General features: G+C 66.2%; 15 protein-coding genes. 11 read left to right on the top strand and 4 right to left on the bottom strand.

Translation table 11 applies throughout. The annotated features are described in order from the left end of the window. The first annotated feature begins 25 nt into the window (after positions 1-25). Positions 26-856 carry a sulfite exporter TauE/SafE family protein gene (locus ACTIAO_RS03255; RefSeq protein WP_441904835.1) on the top strand — a complete coding sequence of 277 codons (831 nt, stop codon included), beginning with the start codon at positions 26-28 and terminating at the stop codon, positions 854-856. Between the two features lie 99 nt (positions 857-955). On the opposite strand, the gene aspS is transcribed toward ACTIAO_RS03255, so the two are convergent. Continuing rightward, positions 956-2,728, bottom strand: a complete 1,773-nt coding sequence (aspS, locus tag ACTIAO_RS03250) for an aspartate--tRNA ligase (RefSeq protein WP_441904834.1) — start codon at positions 2,726-2,728, stop codon at positions 956-958. A 118-nt stretch (positions 2,729-2,846) separates the two neighbouring features. On the opposite strand from aspS, the gene ACTIAO_RS03245 reads away from it, so the two are divergent. The 4 genes from ACTIAO_RS03245 to ACTIAO_RS03230 are packed head-to-tail and all read left to right on the top strand — an operon-like array spanning position 2,847 to position 5,010. After that, positions 2,847-3,704: a hypothetical protein gene (locus ACTIAO_RS03245; RefSeq protein ID WP_441904833.1), complete on the top strand. Its 858-nt coding sequence runs from the start codon at positions 2,847-2,849 to the stop codon at positions 3,702-3,704. Continuing rightward, positions 3,685-3,987, top strand: coding sequence for a winged helix-turn-helix domain-containing protein (locus ACTIAO_RS03240; RefSeq protein WP_441904832.1), 303 nt, complete (start codon positions 3,685-3,687; stop codon positions 3,985-3,987). Before ACTIAO_RS03245 ends, ACTIAO_RS03240 begins: the two co-directional genes overlap by 20 nt. Before the next feature lie 32 nt (positions 3,988-4,019). Next, entirely contained in the window at positions 4,020-4,385 is a 366-nt protein-coding gene (locus ACTIAO_RS03235) for a DUF5684 domain-containing protein (protein ID WP_441904831.1), read from the top strand. 1 nt (position 4,386) lies between these two features. Further along, positions 4,387-5,010, top strand: a complete 624-nt coding sequence (locus tag ACTIAO_RS03230) for a histidine phosphatase family protein (protein ID WP_441904830.1) — start codon at positions 4,387-4,389, stop codon at positions 5,008-5,010. Positions 5,011-5,022: 12 nt separating this feature from the next. Here ACTIAO_RS03230 and ACTIAO_RS03225 read toward each other — a convergent pair whose 3' ends face one another. Continuing rightward, positions 5,023-5,913 carry an NAD(P)/FAD-dependent oxidoreductase gene (locus ACTIAO_RS03225; RefSeq protein ID WP_441904829.1) on the bottom strand — a complete coding sequence of 297 codons (891 nt, stop codon included), beginning with the start codon at positions 5,911-5,913 and terminating at the stop codon, positions 5,023-5,025. A gap of 55 nt (positions 5,914-5,968) precedes the next feature. On the opposite strand from ACTIAO_RS03225, the gene ACTIAO_RS03220 reads away from it, so the two are divergent. The 6 genes from ACTIAO_RS03220 to ACTIAO_RS03195 all read left to right on the top strand — a co-directional run bounded on the left by ACTIAO_RS03220 (position 5,969) and on the right by ACTIAO_RS03195 (position 11,033). Beyond that, entirely contained in the window at positions 5,969-6,373 is a 405-nt protein-coding gene (locus ACTIAO_RS03220) for a MerR family transcriptional regulator (protein ID WP_441904827.1), read from the top strand. Between the two features lie 61 nt (positions 6,374-6,434). Further along, complete coding sequence (locus ACTIAO_RS03215) at positions 6,435-7,034, top strand: TlpA family protein disulfide reductase (protein WP_441904826.1); 600 nt, start codon at positions 6,435-6,437, stop codon at positions 7,032-7,034. Next, a complete protein-coding gene (locus ACTIAO_RS03210; protein ID WP_441904825.1) occupies positions 7,031-7,786 on the top strand; it encodes a cytochrome c biogenesis CcdA family protein in 756 nt (251 codons plus the stop codon). The genes ACTIAO_RS03215 and ACTIAO_RS03210 overlap by 4 nt, the downstream gene beginning before the upstream one ends. After that, on the top strand, positions 7,767-9,521 hold the full coding sequence (gene resB / locus ACTIAO_RS03205; RefSeq protein ID WP_441904824.1) for a cytochrome c biogenesis protein ResB: 1,755 nt from the start codon (positions 7,767-7,769) through the stop codon (positions 9,519-9,521). The genes ACTIAO_RS03210 and resB overlap by 20 nt, the downstream gene beginning before the upstream one ends. A 9-nt stretch (positions 9,522-9,530) precedes the next feature. Next, entirely contained in the window at positions 9,531-10,532 is a 1,002-nt protein-coding gene (gene ccsB / locus ACTIAO_RS03200; protein WP_441904823.1) for a c-type cytochrome biogenesis protein CcsB, read from the top strand. A gap of 102 nt (positions 10,533-10,634) precedes the next feature. Further along, entirely contained in the window at positions 10,635-11,033 is a 399-nt protein-coding gene (locus tag ACTIAO_RS03195) for an SHOCT domain-containing protein (RefSeq protein WP_441904822.1), read from the top strand. A 140-nt stretch (positions 11,034-11,173) separates the two neighbouring features. On the opposite strand, the gene ACTIAO_RS03190 is transcribed toward ACTIAO_RS03195, so the two are convergent. After that, complete coding sequence (locus ACTIAO_RS03190; protein ID WP_441904821.1) at positions 11,174-13,135, bottom strand: YhgE/Pip domain-containing protein; 1,962 nt, start codon at positions 13,133-13,135, stop codon at positions 11,174-11,176. Then, entirely contained in the window at positions 13,132-15,999 is a 2,868-nt protein-coding gene (locus ACTIAO_RS03185) for an efflux RND transporter permease subunit (RefSeq protein ID WP_441904820.1), read from the bottom strand. The genes ACTIAO_RS03190 and ACTIAO_RS03185 overlap by 4 nt, the downstream gene beginning before the upstream one ends. Positions 16,000-16,137 lie beyond the last annotated feature (138 nt).

Raw genomic sequence — 16,137 nt, 5'->3', positions numbered from 1 at the left:
ACCCGCATCGCGCGATAATGAAGCAATGGAAATCGGTGAGATGCTCGGGCTCGAACAGCTCACCTGGGGGATGCTGGTGTTCGTCGTCATCGCGGCGTTCGCGGCGGGCTGGATCGACGCGGTCGTCGGCGGAGGCGGGTTGCTGCAGCTTCCGGCGCTGCTGCTCATTCCCGGCATTGCGCCGGTGCAGGCACTCGCAACCAACAAGCTCGCCTCGGTGTTCGGGACCGCCACCAGTAGCGTCACCTACTACCGGCGGGCCAAACCCGACATCCGTACGGCGCTGCCCATGGCGGGAATCGCCTTGGCTGGCTCCTTCGGCGGCGCAGCTGTCGCCACCGTGCTGCCACCCGCAGCCTTCAAGCCGATCATCGTCATAGCCCTGCTCGCGGTAGCGATCTTCACGGTGTTCAAGCCCGAAATGGGTGCGGCGACGAAGCTGCGTTTCGCTGGTCACAAACACCACATCATGGCGGGGGCGGCGGGGCTCGTGATCGGCTTCTACGACGGGATGATCGGGCCGGGTACCGGGACATTTCTCGTCATCACGCTCGTAGCGCTCATGGGCTACGACTTCCTGCAGGCCAGTGCGAAGGCGAAGATCGTGAATCTCGCCACGAATTTCGGTGCGCTGCTGCTGTTCATCCCGCACGGCTCGGTGCTGTGGGTGCTCGGCGGCATCCTCGCGGTTGCGAACGTGGCGGGCAGCTACCTGGGCTCGCGCATGGCGATTTCTCGCGGCACGAAGTTCATCCGCGTGGTCTTCCTCGTCGTCGTGGTCGCTCTCATCGGAAAACTCGGCGTCGACGTGTGGAACGAGAACATCGCCCCCGCGCTCGCGCTGCTCGCTGGGTGATCACCAGCGCCGAGGCCCCCTTGCAGCGTCGAGGCCCCCTCTGATTCGCGCGTCCCAGAGGGGCGCGGATGCTCAGAGGGGGCCTCGACGGACGGGGAGTCAGTCCTCCGGGACGAAGTCCACGCCGGCCTCGGCGCGCTGCGCGTCGGTGATGGGGGCGGGGGCGCTGGTCAGCGGGTCGAAGCCGTTGCCGGTTTTCGGGAACGCGATGACCTCGCGGATCGACTCAGTCTTCGTCAGGTGCTGCAGCACGCGGTCCATGCCCAGCGCGATTCCGCCGTGCGGCGGGGCGCCGAACTTGAACGCGTCCAGCAGGAAGCCGAACTGCTCGTTCGCGACCTCATCCGAGATGCCCATGACCTCGAATACGCGCTTCTGCACGGACTCCTGGTGGATGCGGATCGAACCGCCGCCGAGCTCCGAGCCGTTGCAGACGATGTCGTACGCATACGCGAGGGCAGACCCGGGGTCGGTGTCGAAGGTGTCCGCGAACTCCGGCTTCGGGCCCGTGAAGGCATGGTGCACGGCGGTCCAGGTCCCGGCGCCGACGGCGACGTCACCGGATGCCACGGCATCCGCCGCAGGCTCGAACATCGGAGCATCCACAACCCAGGTGAAGGCGAACGTGTCGGGGTCGAGGAGGTCGAGTCGGCGACCGATCTCGACGCGGGCGGCTCCCAGCAGTGCGCGCGAGTCCTTCGCCGAGCCCGCGGCAAAGAAGACGCAGTCGCCCGGCTTCGCGCCGACAAGGTCGGCGAGTCCGGACTGCTCCTTCTCGGACAGGTTCTTGGCAACAGGGCCGCCGAGCGAGCCATCCTCGTTGAAGAGTACATAGGCGAGTCCGCGGGCTCCGCGCTGCTTGGCCCAGTCCTGCCAGGCGTCGAGCTTCTTGCGAGGCTGCGATGCGCCGCCGGGCATCACGACAGAGCCGACGTACTCGGACTGGAACACGCGGAACGTGGTGTCGGCGAAGTACTCCGTCGCCTCAACGAGCTCGAGCCCGAAGCGCAGGTCGGGCTTGTCCGAGCCGTACTTGGCCATCGCGTCGGCGTAGGTGATGCGCGGAATCGGGGTCTGCACCTCGACACCGATGGTTGCCCACATCGCGACCAGGACGCTTTCCATCATCTCGATGACGTCTTCCTGGTCGACGAAGCTCATCTCGATGTCGAGCTGCGTGAACTCCGGCTGCCGGTCGGCGCGGAAGTCCTCATCGCGGTAGGAGCGAGCCATCTGGTAGTACTTCTCGATGCCGCCGACCATGAGCAGCTGCTTGAACAGCTGTGGGCTCTGCGGCAGGGCGTACCAGCTGCCCGGGTGCAGGCGTGCGGGCACCACGAAGTCGCGCGCGCCCTCGGGCGTCGAGCGGGTGAGCGTCGGAGTCTCGACCTCGACGAACTCGCGTGCGTCGAGCACCTCGCGCACCGCCCTGTAAACCTTCGAACGCAGGCGCAGAGCGGATGCTGCGGACGGGCGTCGCAGGTCGAGATAGCGGTACTTGAACCGCACGTCCTCGCCGATCGTCTCGCTGTCGCCGAGGCCGGTGGAGACCTGGAACGGGAGAGGCGCGGATTCGTTCAGCACCTCGACATCGGTCGCGATGACCTCGATCTCGCCGGAGGGGAGGTTCGGGTTCGCGTTGCCCTCGGGGCGACGGGAGACCTCGCCGGTGACCTTCAAGACGAACTCGCTGCGCAGCGGGTGCGCAGTCTCTTCGTCGCGGATGACCACCTGGGCGATGCCCGAGGCATCGCGGAGATCGATGAACGCGACTCCTCCGTGATCACGACGACGATCGACCCAACCCGTGAGGGTGACGGTCTGACCGATGTGCTCGGCTCGCAAAGAGCCGGTCGTGTGAGTGCGAAGCACGGAAGATTCCTCCAGTTCAGAAAAGGGAACTCGCCCATTCTACGTGGGCGCGTCCGGCGGGCGTGTGCGACCGAGGTGGTCTCTTGCAAGCACTTGCCCATAGGCACATACTTGCCATATGGAAAGTGAATTTGGAAGCGATGTGGATGACCGCCAGAGGCGAGCTCTTCGCGATGCGGAGTCGATCCGTGCGCGGGAGGCACGGAGGCCTCGAGGTCATGCACTGCTGCAGCTCACCTACACCGTCCTGCTGGCCGCCTACATGGCCGTGTTCGTCTTCACCGGTTCGGTCGAGGGCGGCGCGAGTGCGTTCGGAGGAACGACGATGACGCTCGCGCTGCCGCCGATCATCGTGTCGTCGGTCCTCGTCAGCGGCGCCAGTGAACGCTTCAGAGAGCGCCTGAGTGCGACGCCGAGGTACTGGATCGCCCTCGGCTTCTTCATACTCATCCTCGTGATCCTGCTCATCTGGGGCATCGCGGGCGGTGGATACCCCTGGTGGGTGGCGTTGATCGCCTTCGCGATCACACTGCTGGTCTTCGGCATCCGCCCTCTTCGCGTCGTCCTGCGCGCTCCCGTCGGCGCTGAGGACCGTGAGAGGCGACCACGGAATCTGCCTGTGCCAGCGCGGCTCATGACAGTATTCATAGGGCTCTTCTTCGGACTGGCGTGCGCGGTCGTCCTCGTTCCGGCTCTCGCCTGGCTCGTCATGATGCTCGGTCTCATGGTCGCCCTCGTCGGTATCTCCGCGCGGACGAAATCCTGGGGTCTGCTGCGCACCGGCTATGAGTGGCAATGGGTCCAGTGGGCGGGGTTCGGGGTGGCCGCACTCCTGATGTTCGCGCTCGTCGTGCTCATCATCGCCACAGATCTCGTCACCCCGCCGATGGCCACCGCTGCCGGAGTGCTGGTGGCAGCGTCTCTCATCGTCTCGGCATTCCTTCCAGGGCGCGCTCGTGTCTCATCCCCGGCATGACCTCGACGAGGCGCTCCTCACGCCGGTGCGCCTATCCGTCATGGCCGCACTGGCGGACGACGTCGAGTTGGACTTCGGCGCGATCCGCGACCTCATCGAAGCCGACGACTCGGCGGTCAGCAAGGGCATCTCGCACCTGGAGAATCTCGGCTATGTGAAGGTCACGAAGGGTTATGTCGGCGCACGCCCCCGTACCTGGGTGCGGTCGACGGCGAAGGGCCGCCGCGCATACGACCGCCACGTGCGCGCCCTGCGTGCGATCACCGGTCCTCAAGATCCCTGATCGAGCTCGCGCCCACCGCTAGAGTCGGGGGCATGGATTCGAATCTGCTCAGCGAACAGGTGTACTCGGCGACCAACGTCTGGGTGAGCATCATCGTCTACGTGATCTATGCGATCACGATGTGGAAGGTCTTCTCGAAGGCGGGGTATCCAGGCATCCTGGCGATCATTCCCATCGTGAACTGGGTCTTCCTCGTGAAGATCGCGGGCATGTCCGCTTGGTTCGCGCTGCTCTACCTGATCCCCATCGTGAACATCGTCTTCGCGATCGTCGTGGCGATAAAGGAGGGTAAGAACTTCGGCAAGGGCGGGGCGTTCTCGTTCTTCCTGCTCTGGCTGTTCCCGTTCATCGGCCACCTGATCATCGGATTCGGCTCGGCAACCTACCGCAAGGTCTGAGATGGCGGCAGAGCGTCTGCATCTCGTCCGGCATGGCGAGGTCTACAACCCGGAACGGGTGCTCTACGGGCGGCTTCCGCATTACCGCCTGAGCGAGGACGGCAGACGGATGGCCCGGGCCGCCGCGGAGTACATCGAGCAGCAGGGGCGTGCAGTGACGTCCCTGCGCTGTTCACCGTTGCAGCGCACGCAGGAGTCCGCCGAGCCGTTCACGGAGATCTTCGGGCTGGAGCCGGTGCTCGATGAACGCGTCATCGAACCCACGAACGTGTTCGAGGGGACGCGCATGAGCAGGGCGTTGCGCGACCCGCGCAACTGGTGGCATCTGCGCAGGCCCTCGGTGCCGAGCTGGGGCGAGCCATATGTCGCCGTCGCCGAGCGGGTGGAAGCCGCGATGAACGACGCCTGGCATGAGACCGACAGCGGTGACATCGTGATCGTCTCCCACCAGGCGCCGATCTGGATCACGCACCTGCACGTTGCAGGTCTCCGACTTCCGCACGATCCGCGCACCCGGCGCTGCGCGCTCTCCAGCGTCACCTCGTTCGAGCGCGTCGGCGACGTGTGGCGCGAGGTCGGCTACGCCGAGCCCGCAGCCGGCGGCATCGACCTCGGCGCTGTGTAGGCCTGCGCAACCTCAGACGCTCAGCTCCTGCACGACGGCGGATGCCGCCAGCTGCCCTGCCGCTGCGGCTTGAATGACCGAGGGCATCGGCCCGGGCATGGATGCGCGGTGCGCGAGATCTCCCGCTGCAGTGATGCCGGGAACAGAGGTGCGTCCGAAGTCGTCGATCTCGATCCCGCCGCTGTCGAGCATGCGCAGCCCGAGGTCCGCGATGAAGGCGCCGCGCTGATGGAACGTGCCTGCCGCGACGAAAAGGCCGGCCAGCGGATGCTCCTTGCCACCAGCGGTCACGGTCACACCTTCGCCTGCCGCAGCGACTGCCTCCACGGCTGGGGCAACCTGCACCCCTGTCGTCCCGAGCGCCGCCAGATCTTCAGGGAGGTCGGTGTCGATCGGGAACACCGTGATGCCCGCGGCGATGCGTCCGAGCATCCCGATCAGGTGCGCCGCGCGCGGACCTGCGCCGATGACTCCGATCTCCTCGCCGTCGAACTCGTGCCCGTCGCAGAACGGGCACGCGAAGACGCGGCGGCCCCAGAGGTCATCGAGGCCGACAACGGAGGGGAGGTCATCGACGACGCCGGTGGCGAGGACGATGCGTCGGGTGTCCTCGCTGTGGCCGTCGGGAAAGTGCACGGTGAAGTCGTCGACGGTTCCCGAGATCCGCGCGACGGTACCGGGGCTGAACTCCACATCCGGATACTCCGCGAGCTGTTTGCGCGCCCGCGCACGATAATCGTCGGGCGCCGTCCCATCGTCGCCGAGCACGTTGTGCATGTGTGCCACGGTGCCGTTGCGGTACTCGCCCGAATCGAGGACGAGCGTCTTGCGGTGCATTCTCCCCAGCGTGAGTCCTGCCTGCAGCCCCGCGGGTCCTGCCCCGATCACGATCGCGTCGTACATAGTGAATTCCTCTCCCGAGCTTGCTTTCTCACACAGTGTGTGACTTCATGTCAACATGAAGTCAAGCGCCGAGCATCCCTGGTCCGTCGGAGAGGTCGCCGAACGCGTCGGCCTGCCCACCAATGTGCTCCGGCACTGGGAGTCCGTCGGCCTGCTGCGTCCTGAGCGTGACCAGGCAGGACGCCGACGCTATGGCGAAGAGGAGATCGTGCGCATCGCCGTGATCCAGCGCAGCAAAGCCGCGGGAATGACCCTCGAGCAGATCGGGATCCTGCTCGATGACGGCCGCAGCGGTCGACACGAGGTCCTCTTCGCCCACCTGGCCGATCTCGACCAGCGCATGGAGGAGATGCGCCTCTCGAAAGAGATGACCGAGCACGCCGTGCGCTGCACCGCCCACGACATCACCACGTGCCCTCGATTCCGCGCCGGAGTCGAGGACGTGCTCGCGAAGTTCTGATGTGCGTGCGTGCCCAGAACCTTCCAGATCACCCATAGAAAGCCCTGCGTAGACTGGGAATGTGCCCCGTTCTCGCTCGTTGCTTACAGCCGCGCTCGCCGCGGTGTTCGCCCTCACTCTGGCTGGCTGCTCTGCTGATCCCGTGGCGCAGCAGTACCTCGACGGTGACGGCAAGGGCTACATCTCGGCGGATGGCGCAGTCGAAGAGATCCCGGTCGCAGAACGCGGTGAACCGGTCGATTTCAGCGGCGTGACCGAAGCGGGCGCGGAGTTCGACAGTGCTGAGATCGCCGGCGACGTCACGGTCGTCAACTTCTGGTACGCGGGATGCGCGCCGTGCAGGGCGGAAGCCGGCGACCTCGAGAGCGTGTGGCAGAAGTACGCGGACGATGACGTGTCGTTCATCGGCGTCAATACGTACGACCAGGCCGATACGGCGAAGGCATTCGCCGAGACGTACGGGATCACCTACCCGAGCCTCATCGACGTCGACAGCGGTACTGCCAAGCTCGCATTCGCCAATGCGACCCCGATCCAGGCGACACCGACCACTCTCGTGCTCGACAAGCAGGGGCGGGTCGCTGCTCGCATCATCGGACAGCTCGACGGTCCCAGCATCCTCGCGACCCTCGTCGGAGACGCGCTCGCGGAGGAAGCGTGAACGCTCCCGAACTGATCGGTTCCGGCGCTCTCTGGCTCGCGATCCCGGTGGCGATGCTCGCGGGGCTGGTGTCGTTCCTCTCGCCGTGCGTGCTCCCGCTCGTTCCGGGGTACCTCGGATTCATCGGGGGAGCGGTCACGCCGCGAGGCGCCGCGACAGGGCCCGCGAAGAGCGGCCGCGGCCGACTCGTGCTGGGCGTGCTGCTGTTCATCCTCGGCTTCAGCATCGTGTTCATCACGTTCACCGTCATCGGCGGCGCAGCATCCGTCTTCTTCCTGCAGCGGGGTGAGCTGATCACTCGTATCCTGGGCGCCGTCATCATCGCGATGGGGCTGGTCTTCCTGGGGCTCTTCGGCTTCGCGCAGCGCGAGTGGCGCATGCACGTCACCTCCAAGACGGGCCTCATCGGCGCACCGCTGCTCGGCTTCGCACTCGGTATCGGGTGGGCGCCGTGCATCGGCCCGACTCTCGCCGCGATCACCAGCGTCGCCTGGACGATCGGCGACCCCTGGCGTGCGGCCTTCCTGGGGCTCGCATACAGTCTCGGCCTCGGCATCCCGTTCCTGCTCGTTGCGCTCGGCTTCGGCTGGGCGACCAAGACGATCGGTTTCCTGCGCCGGCACATCCGCGTCGTCAACATCATCGGCGGCGCCCTGCTGATCGTGCTCGGTGTGCTGATGGTCTCGGGCCTGTGGACCGACATCATGTCTCGCCTGACGGCGGTGATGGGCAGTGTCCAACTCCCGCTCTGATTCCCCCGCTCCCCAGAAGGATGCCGCTCACAAGAAGGATGCCGTGACGAGTTCCGATCCGCTCCGCCCGTCCGACCACATCGACGGTGACGACACCGCGATCACTCAGCCGCGGCTCGGATTCGTCGGCTGGCTGCGCTGGGGATGGCGCCAGTTGACATCGATGCGCACCGCAATCGTGCTGCTGCTCGTGCTCGCGATCGCGGCGATCCCGGGCTCGATCTTCCCGCAGCGGATGGCCGACCCCAACGGCGTCACCCAGTGGGAGGCAGACAACCCCGACCTGTTCCCCGTGCTCGACGCGATGAACATGTTCGACGTCTACCTGTCGCCGTGGTTCTCCGCGATCTATCTGCTGCTGTTCATCTCGCTGGTCGGTTGCGTCATCCCGCGCGTCAAGCACCACATCAAGGCGCTGCGGGCGCGTCCGCCGCGGACTCCGGCTCGTCTGAAGCGCCTCGAGGACTATCGCGAGGTCGTGCGCCCTCTCGACGTCTCGGTCGCTGAGGCTGTCGAAGCGTCTGACGCCGAGGCATCCCGATCGGTCGATGTCGCACAGAAGCAGCTGAAAGCCCTCGGCTATCGCGTCGAGCGCTACGACAAGGGGAGGACCTACTCCGTCTCGGCCGAGCGCGGCTACTGGCGGGAGACCGGCAATCTCATCTTCCACATCGCGCTCGTCGGTGTACTCCTCGCTGTCGGCCTCGGCGGCAGCTTCGCCTACACCGGTCAGCGCGTGGTCGTCGAAGGGCAGACATTCGTCAACACCCTGCTGGACTACGAGTCGATGAACCGTGGACGCTTCGTGGGCGACGACGCCCTCAGCCCGTATTCGATGACTCTCGATTCATTCGATGTGACCTACCAGGAGTACGGCTCGGCGGCGTCCGGGCAGGCGGGGAACTTCTCGGCGAACATGACTGTGCGTCAGAACGGCGAATCCCACGAGGATTCGGTGCGCGTCAATCACCCGCTGAACATCGCCGGCGACAAGGTCTACCTGCTCGGCAACGGCTACGCCCCGACGGTCACCGTGCGAAACGCCGACGACGAGGTCGTCTTCAGCAACTCGGTGCCATTCCTCCCGCAGGACACCTCACTCACCTCGCTCGGCGTCATCAAGGTCACAGATGGGATGCCGGAGCAACTGGGCATCGCGGCATTCTTCTACCCGAGCGCGGTGAAGAACGAAAACGGTGCGTTTGCCTCTGCGCACGGGGATCTGCTCGCCCCGCTCCTCACCCTTCGGGTCTACGAGGGCGATCTCGGCATCGACGACGGCACGCCGAAGTCCGTCTACGTGCTCGACACCGATGACCTCACACCGATCGCCGGCGATGGCAGCGACACTGCATCACTCGAGCTGCAGCCGGGGGAGACAGCCGAGCTACCCGGCGGACGCGGATCGATCACGTTCGAGGATGAGTCGCCTGCCGGCGCTGTGGACTTCACGCAGTCGGTCAAGCGATTCGTATCGCTGCAGGTGCATCACGATGCATCCGCCGTCTGGGTGCTCGTGTTCGCACTGCTTGCCCTCGCCGGCCTCATGCTCGCCCTGTTCATCCCGCGCCGCCGCATGTGGGTCAAAGCATCCGCCGCTGATGGAGAGGTGCGGCTGGAGTACGCCGGCCTTGCCCGAGGCGAGGACCCGACCCTGGGGGCTGCCGTCGATGACCTCGTGACCGGGCATGCGCGTCTCCTGGATGCCCCTTCCTCCGAAACCACCCGAAAGTAGACTGGCCCCATGCCCGATCTCGATTCTCTCTCGATCCTGTTCGTCTGGACGGCGATTGCGATCTACGCGGCGTCCTTCATCGCGTATGCATTCGACCTGGCACGCCGTTCCGAAGTGAGCTCGGATGCACGTCTGGTCCGCGAACGTCAGGCGGAGCTGGTCGGGGCAGGTTCGTCCTCCGTCACCGGTGGTGCCGATATCGGCGTGGATGCTGAGGATGAAGCATCCGACCCGCCGGCGAAGCCGCGCTACGTGATGGCCCGGATCGGCACCGTGCTTGCGGGGCTCGGATTCCTGTTCCACCTCGCTGGGGTCGTGACGCGTGGAATCGCCGCCGAGCGCGTGCCGTGGGCGAACCTCTACGAGTTCGCGATGATCGGCACGCTGCTGATCATGTTCGTCTACCTGCTGGTCAACACGCGCATCGATCTGCGATATCTCGGCACGTTCATCACGGGACTCGTCGTCGTGCTGCTGGGAGCAGCGGCAATCAGCTTCTACGTCGGCGTCGTGCCGCTGATGGACCCGCTCAAGAGCGTGTGGCTCGTCATTCACGTGTTCGTCGCGTCGCTCGGCACCGCGTTCTTCGCACTCGCGTGTGCGCTGTCGATCCTGCAGCTGATGCAGACCCGGCGCGAGCGCCGCGTCGTCGAAGCAGCCGAGAAGCCGGGCCCCCGCTTCCTCGCCACGCTCCCGGCCGCCGACCGTCTGGAGGGCACGGCGTTCCGATTCGCGATCATCGGATTCATCCTCTGGACGTTCACCCTCATTGCCGGCTCCATCTGGGCCCAGGACGCCTGGGGCCGCTACTGGGGCTTCGACGTCAAGGAGACCTGGACCTTCATCATCTGGGTGCTCTACGCCGGGTATCTCCACGCACGTGCGACTCGCGGGTGGCGCGGAACCCCCTCGGCGTGGTTGTCGATCATCGGCTTCACCGCCGTCATCTTCAACTTCACGATCGTCAACGTGTTCTTCAAGGGGTTGCACGCGTACAGCGGCCTGAGCTGACTCGCGCTGCAGCAGTTTGTGCTTCGCTGAGCGACCCCACTTCGCTATGCTCAGCGAAGTGGGCGCTTTCGTGGTCGCCCGCGCCCGATAACAAGGAGAAATATGTCATTTTGGACTGAGATCTGGGACGTCATCTGGTGGTTCCTGACGATTTTCGTCTTCATCGCCTACCTGATGGCGCTGTTCTCGATCATCAGCGACCTCTTCCGCGACCACAAGCTCAACGGCTGGGCGAAGGCGGTTTGGTTCATCTTCCTGATCTTCCTCCCGTTCCTCACGGCCATCGTGTACCTGATCGCGCGCGGCCGCGGCATGTCAGAGCGTGCGCAGAAGCAGGCTGCTGCTGCGCAGTCGGCGACCGATGAGTACATCCGCTCCGTGTCGGGCGGGGCCCCGGCTCCGGCGGCGGAGATCGCGCACGCGAAGCAGCTCCTCGACTCCGGCGCGATCACCCCGGACGAGTACGAGAAGCTCAAGCAGTCGGCACTCAGCCGCGCCTGATTGGCGCGTGCTTGGCATGTGAGCTGTACCTGATCTACGAAAGGGCAGTTCGGCACGGTCCGTCCGTCGGACACCGTGCTGAACTGCCCTTTCGAAGTCGTGGGCGCCGCTAACGCTCGCCCGAGACAGTGAGGTGGATGCTACGCCGTGGCGAGCACCGCCTTGGCAGAGGTCGTCCGGCGCAGGGCGACCGCGATAGTCGTAACGACCAGCGACAGCACACCCCACACGATGAGCCCGGCAACCGCACTGCCGTTCGCGGCGATCAGTCCGGTGAACGCCGGCGCGGTGGGGAGCGCGGCCCCGATCGAGGAGAGCCATCCGGGTACCGTCGAGATGAGTCCAGTGGCGACCGCGACGACGCCGACGAGCGCGCTCACCCAGCGTCCGGCCCCGCCGAACACTGCGACCAGCGCCTGGTTCACCGCGGCGAATGCGACTCCGGCGACCACGGCGGTCCCGGCGAACGCCCACCAGGTCGCGGCATCGTACGAGGCAACGATCTGCACGATCAATGCGACGAGCAGACCCTGAGCTGCACCGATCGCCGCTGCCGGCCAGAACGCGCGCAGTGCGAGTCCTGCCGAGGGTCGGCGCGATGTCAGAGTGCGCGCGGTGTGCGCCCGCATGACGATGAACGACGCCAGACCGCCGAACCACAGCACCACGGCTGCGAGCAGCGGGATCGCCGTCGGCCCGAAGATCGTGTTCGCCTGCGCGTTCGATGACACCGGATCCGCGATCACGGATGCCAGCGATGTCGACTCTTCGTCACTGAACGAGGGGAGCTGCTCGGTTGCCTGGTGGAGGCCGCCGGCCAGTTCCTTGTTGCCGCCGGCCAGGTCGTCGAGGCCCGATGCCAGCTCGGTCGCTCCATCGGCGAGGGCCGTGGCGCCGTCACTGAGACCGGTTGCTCCGGTACTCAGAGCGGATGCTCCGGCGGCCGACTGGTCGACGCCGCTGGCGAGCTGGTACAGGCCGCCGGCGAGACCGGCTGCGCCTTCGCCCGCAGAACGGAGCTGGCCGGCGATCGTTGTGGTTGCCTGCGTGTTGAGAGCGGATAGGCCTGTTGCTGTGCCTGCAGCCGCCTGCGAAGCAGCTCCAGCGCCACCCTGTAGCTGTGGCATATCGTCGACCATGTGCTGAAGGCCGGCACAAACCGGGTCAGCTTCACGACCCGCACAAGCGGCGAGCAGCTCCGTCATACCGACGGAGAGCTCGTCGACGCCAGTCTTGACACCCGCGGTCGCCTGTTGCGCGCCGTTCGCGGCGGCGAGCAGCTGTTCCGGCACGAGGCCGCTCGCCTCGAGCGCCGCAGCGCCGTCCGTCAGCCCGCTACCCAGCGCACTCGCGCCGGTCGCAGCATCCCGCGTCCCTGACGCGATCGTTCCCAGCCCCGACGCCAACTCCGATGCTCCGGCGCCCAGCTGTCCCGCGCCGTCGGCGAGCTTCGTCGCGCCGTCCGGCAGTTCCGCCGCGCCATCCGCTGCCGAGCGTGCACCGTTCGCGAGCTCGTCTGCTCCGGTGGCAGCTTCCCCGATCTGGTCGCCGATGGTCGTGAAGCCGACCAGGACGTTCTCCATGGTCGCTTCGCTCAGCATCGTTCCCATGCTGCTGGCGGCGACCGAGGCGATCTGCGAGGTGATGAGGTCGTCGGCGACGAGGCCGTCATCGGGCGTGGTGACCTGGATCGTCGCCTGCTCGGGCGTTCCGCTGCCGCTCGATATCTTCTGCCCGGCGGAGGTGGCCGCGGCTGAGAACTCCGAGGGAATCGTGATGACGGCCTGGTAGTCGCCGTCGGCGAGGCCGGTCGCGGCATCCTTCTCGTTGGAGATGACCCACATGAGGTTCGAATCCATGTCGTCCGAGCCCTCGACCAGACCTGCCGCGAGCTGGCGCCCCAGCGGGGTGTACTGGTCGTCGATTGTGACTGGCTCGTCGAGATTGACGATCGCCGCGGTCATGGTGTCGAGCCGCTCGGTCGGGTTCTGGAGCGCCGCGACGAGGATGCCGCCGATGATCGCCGGCAGCAGCAGCACACCGATGACCGTCAGCAGGGTGATGGGCTTGCGGGATCGTGCCCGTTCGATGGAGAGGTTCATGCGTCCACCTCGGAATTGTGAGTCTCGGTCGTGTCAGATGTGTGTCGAGGCCCCCTCGCATCGTCCACGCCCCCGCTGGGCGACGTATCTGAGAGGGGGCGTCGACCGCCAGAGGGGGCCTCGGCGGATCGGGCGTCGGCGGATAGGGGGAGGGGCAGGATGCGCGCGGCGGGCCATGCGGCCTCCTGCAGGATGAGGCGGGCTTGCGCCGGATCGGATGCTGTCGCGAACACGGCCAGCGGACGAGATGCCGCAGCACGCTGCAGCATCGTCGTCGCCTGATCCCGCTGCCCACCGGTGAAGCGGTCGATGCCGTCGATGACGACGAGGCTCGAGCGTCCGCGCAGTGCCTCGCGCAGGTCGAGCAGCGCAGCATCCGCATCATCGACCAGCACGCTGCCGACGTGACGGCGCACCCAGGCTGCCCGACCGGGCAGCAGGTGCCCGACGACGCGCAGCTTTCCAGCATCCGGTGTCAGTCGGCCGGCGATCGCGAGGGCGAGCGCCCGGCGAACGCGACTGTCGCGGCCCGTCGCGATGACGGCCTCGCCGGGGGCGAGGCGCAGCGACAGCCCCTCGATGACCGGAGCATCCGCGCTGAGCGTGAGCTCATCGGCCGCGACGACAGAGTCGTCACCGGGCCATTCCGCGAGATGCCTTTCGCGTTCCACCGCCTCGCCCTCGACGTCGACGCTCGGCAGGATCTTCTCCAGCCACTTCGGCAGCTGCCAGGCGCGTTCGCCGAGGATCGCCATCAGCGCGGGGATGAGCGTCATACGCACGAGGAAGGCATCGATCGCGATGCCGGCGGCGAGCCCGAGCGCGATCGGTTTGAGAGACGAGTCGCCCTCCGGCACGAACGCAACGAAGACGGCGAACATGATGAGGCCGGCAGCCGTGACGACCTTCGCCGAGCCGGTGAATCCGCTTTTCACCGCGCGCTGAGCGGCGGCACGGCGTTCGGCGCGGTTCGGGGATTTCGAATCCGAATCGTGGACGAAGTCCTCGCGCATGCGCGAGACGAGGAAGACCTGGTAGTCCATCGCGAGGCCGAACAGCACGCCCATGAGGATGATCGGCATGAAGCTGATGATCGGCCCGACCTTCGCCACGTGCAGCAGATCAGCGAACCAACCCCACTCGAACACGGCGCCGATGACGCCGAATGCGGCGATGATCGACAGCAGGTATCCGAGCGCAGCGGTGATCGGTACCCACAGCGAGCGGAACACGATGGTCAGCAGGATCAGCGAGAGCCCGATCACGAAGATGCCGAACGGCAGCAGCGCACCGCCGAGCTGGTCGGAGATATCGATGGCGACGGCGGTGAAGCCGGTGACCTTCAGATCGATGCCGAATTCGTCGAGCCATTCGTCGTGGTGGGAGCGCAGCTCGCGGACGACATCGCTCGTGGCCGGATCATCCGGCGCGGTCTCGGGGATCACCTGCACGATGCCGGTGTCGGCGGTCTCGTTCGGCGTGGCCAGAGCCACTTCCTTGACGCCAGGGACCTTCGCCACGGCATCCCCGAGATCTTCCATCAGGGTGAGCGGATCGGTGGAGGTGACGATCGTGCCGGTGAGGACCAGGGGCCCGTTGAATCCGGGGCCGAACTCCTCGGCTGTGAGGTCATAGCTCTGGCGGGCCTCGGAATCCTGGGGGAGAACGCCAGCGTTCGGCAGCGCGAGGTTCAGGCTCAGCGCCGGAACCGCGACGATTCCGAGACCGATGATGACCGCGAGGGAAGTGACGATCGGATGCTTGGTCACGCCGCCGACCCAGCGCTCGCTGAACCTGCGGCGCGGACTCTTCCCCTTCGTGGCAGGGCGCACCTTCTTCGGCCGCCCGGCGATGCGTCCCTTGAGGAACCCGAGCACGGCAGGAGTCAGCGTCACGGCGATGGCTACGGCGACGGCTACGGCCACGGATGCTGCGATACCCATCGTCGTCAGGAACGGGATACCGGCGAAGCCGAGCCCGATCAACGCGATGAGCACCGTGATGCCAGCGAACACGACAGCGGACCCCGCAGTGCCGACAGCGCGTGCGGCGGACTCCTCCGGGTCGACGCCGTCGCGCACCTGATCCTGGTGTCTGGCCATGATGAACAGGGCATAGTCGATGCCGACCGCGAGCCCGAGCATGAGTGCGAGCAGCGGCGTCGTCGACGATACGGAGGCGAAGGCGGTCGCGGCGAAGATGCCGGCCATCGAGATGCCGACACCGAGCACGGCGGTCAGCAGGGGGAGACCTGCGACCACGAACGAGCGGAACGTCACGACGAGCACGAGCAGCGCGATCACGAGGCCGACGGCCTCGGTCAGCGTCACACCGGGAATTGAAATGGCGAACAGATCACCACCGAGCTTCAGTTGCGTGCCCTCTGGCAGCTCGCCGCGCAGGTCATCGACCATCGCGGTGAGGTTGTCTTTGGTCTCATCGGACACATCGGTGGCCTGGCCGTCGAACTGCAGCTGGACGATCGCGGCGGTGGCATCCGCGTTGATCATTCCCTCGATCATGTCGTCGTAGGGAGAGGTTGCCGCAAGCACGCCGTCGAGATCGGCGAGCTCGTCGACAGCATCCTCGATCGGCGTTTGGTAATCAGCATCGGTGACCTTGTCGCCGTCGGCGGCGACCACGATGAACTGCGCGTTCGTGCCGCTCACCTGCGGGAAGGAGCGCGAGAGCTGCTCGAGACCGTCCTGCGACTCGGTGCCGGGGATGCTGAACGAGTTGTCCGTGCCCTGCTGCAGTACGGCGGCGCCGCCGCCCGCGGCCGCGAGGATGATCAGCCACGCGACGAGAACGCGCCACGGGTGGCGGAATGACCAGCGTCCGAGCGACGACAGGAGAGTGGACACCAGGGATCCTCCGAAGAATCTGCACGGGAGAATGGATACAGTGATGTATCCGATACACATGTGTATCCTACGGTCGTTAACGGGCATGAAACTGTGCGCAGGATGTGAATCCGACGCCGAGCGGCCAGAATAGAGACA

Origin of the sequence: Microbacterium sp., assembly GCF_052099035.1 — a bacterium.
Lineage (GTDB): Bacteria > Actinomycetota > Actinomycetes > Actinomycetales > Microbacteriaceae > Microbacterium.
Note: the sequence above shows the minus strand (reverse complement) of the source record. Positions and strands in the feature narration are given on the sequence as shown.

What these genes read in the sequence shown, in the direction of transcription:
- ACTIAO_RS03255 (WP_441904835.1), top strand. Translation starts at nt 26, where the DNA reads ATGGAAATCGGTGAGATGCTCGGGCTCGAACAGCTCACCTGGGGGATG.
- ACTIAO_RS03245 (WP_441904833.1), top strand. Translation starts at nt 2,847, where the DNA reads ATGGAAAGTGAATTTGGAAGCGATGTGGATGACCGCCAGAGGCGAGCT.
- ACTIAO_RS03235 (WP_441904831.1), top strand. Translation starts at nt 4,020, where the DNA reads ATGGATTCGAATCTGCTCAGCGAACAGGTGTACTCGGCGACCAACGTC.
- ACTIAO_RS03230 (WP_441904830.1), top strand. Translation starts at nt 4,387, where the DNA reads ATGGCGGCAGAGCGTCTGCATCTCGTCCGGCATGGCGAGGTCTACAAC.
- ACTIAO_RS03225 (WP_441904829.1), bottom strand. Translation starts at nt 5,913, where the DNA reads ATGTACGACGCGATCGTGATCGGGGCAGGACCCGCGGGGCTGCAGGCA.
- ACTIAO_RS03220 (WP_441904827.1), top strand. Translation starts at nt 5,969, where the DNA reads ATGAAGTCAAGCGCCGAGCATCCCTGGTCCGTCGGAGAGGTCGCCGAA.
- ccsB (WP_441904823.1), top strand. Translation starts at nt 9,531, where the DNA reads ATGCCCGATCTCGATTCTCTCTCGATCCTGTTCGTCTGGACGGCGATT.
- ACTIAO_RS03195 (WP_441904822.1), top strand. Translation starts at nt 10,635, where the DNA reads ATGTCATTTTGGACTGAGATCTGGGACGTCATCTGGTGGTTCCTGACG.
- ACTIAO_RS03190 (WP_441904821.1), bottom strand. Translation starts at nt 13,135, where the DNA reads ATGAACCTCTCCATCGAACGGGCACGATCCCGCAAGCCCATCACCCTG.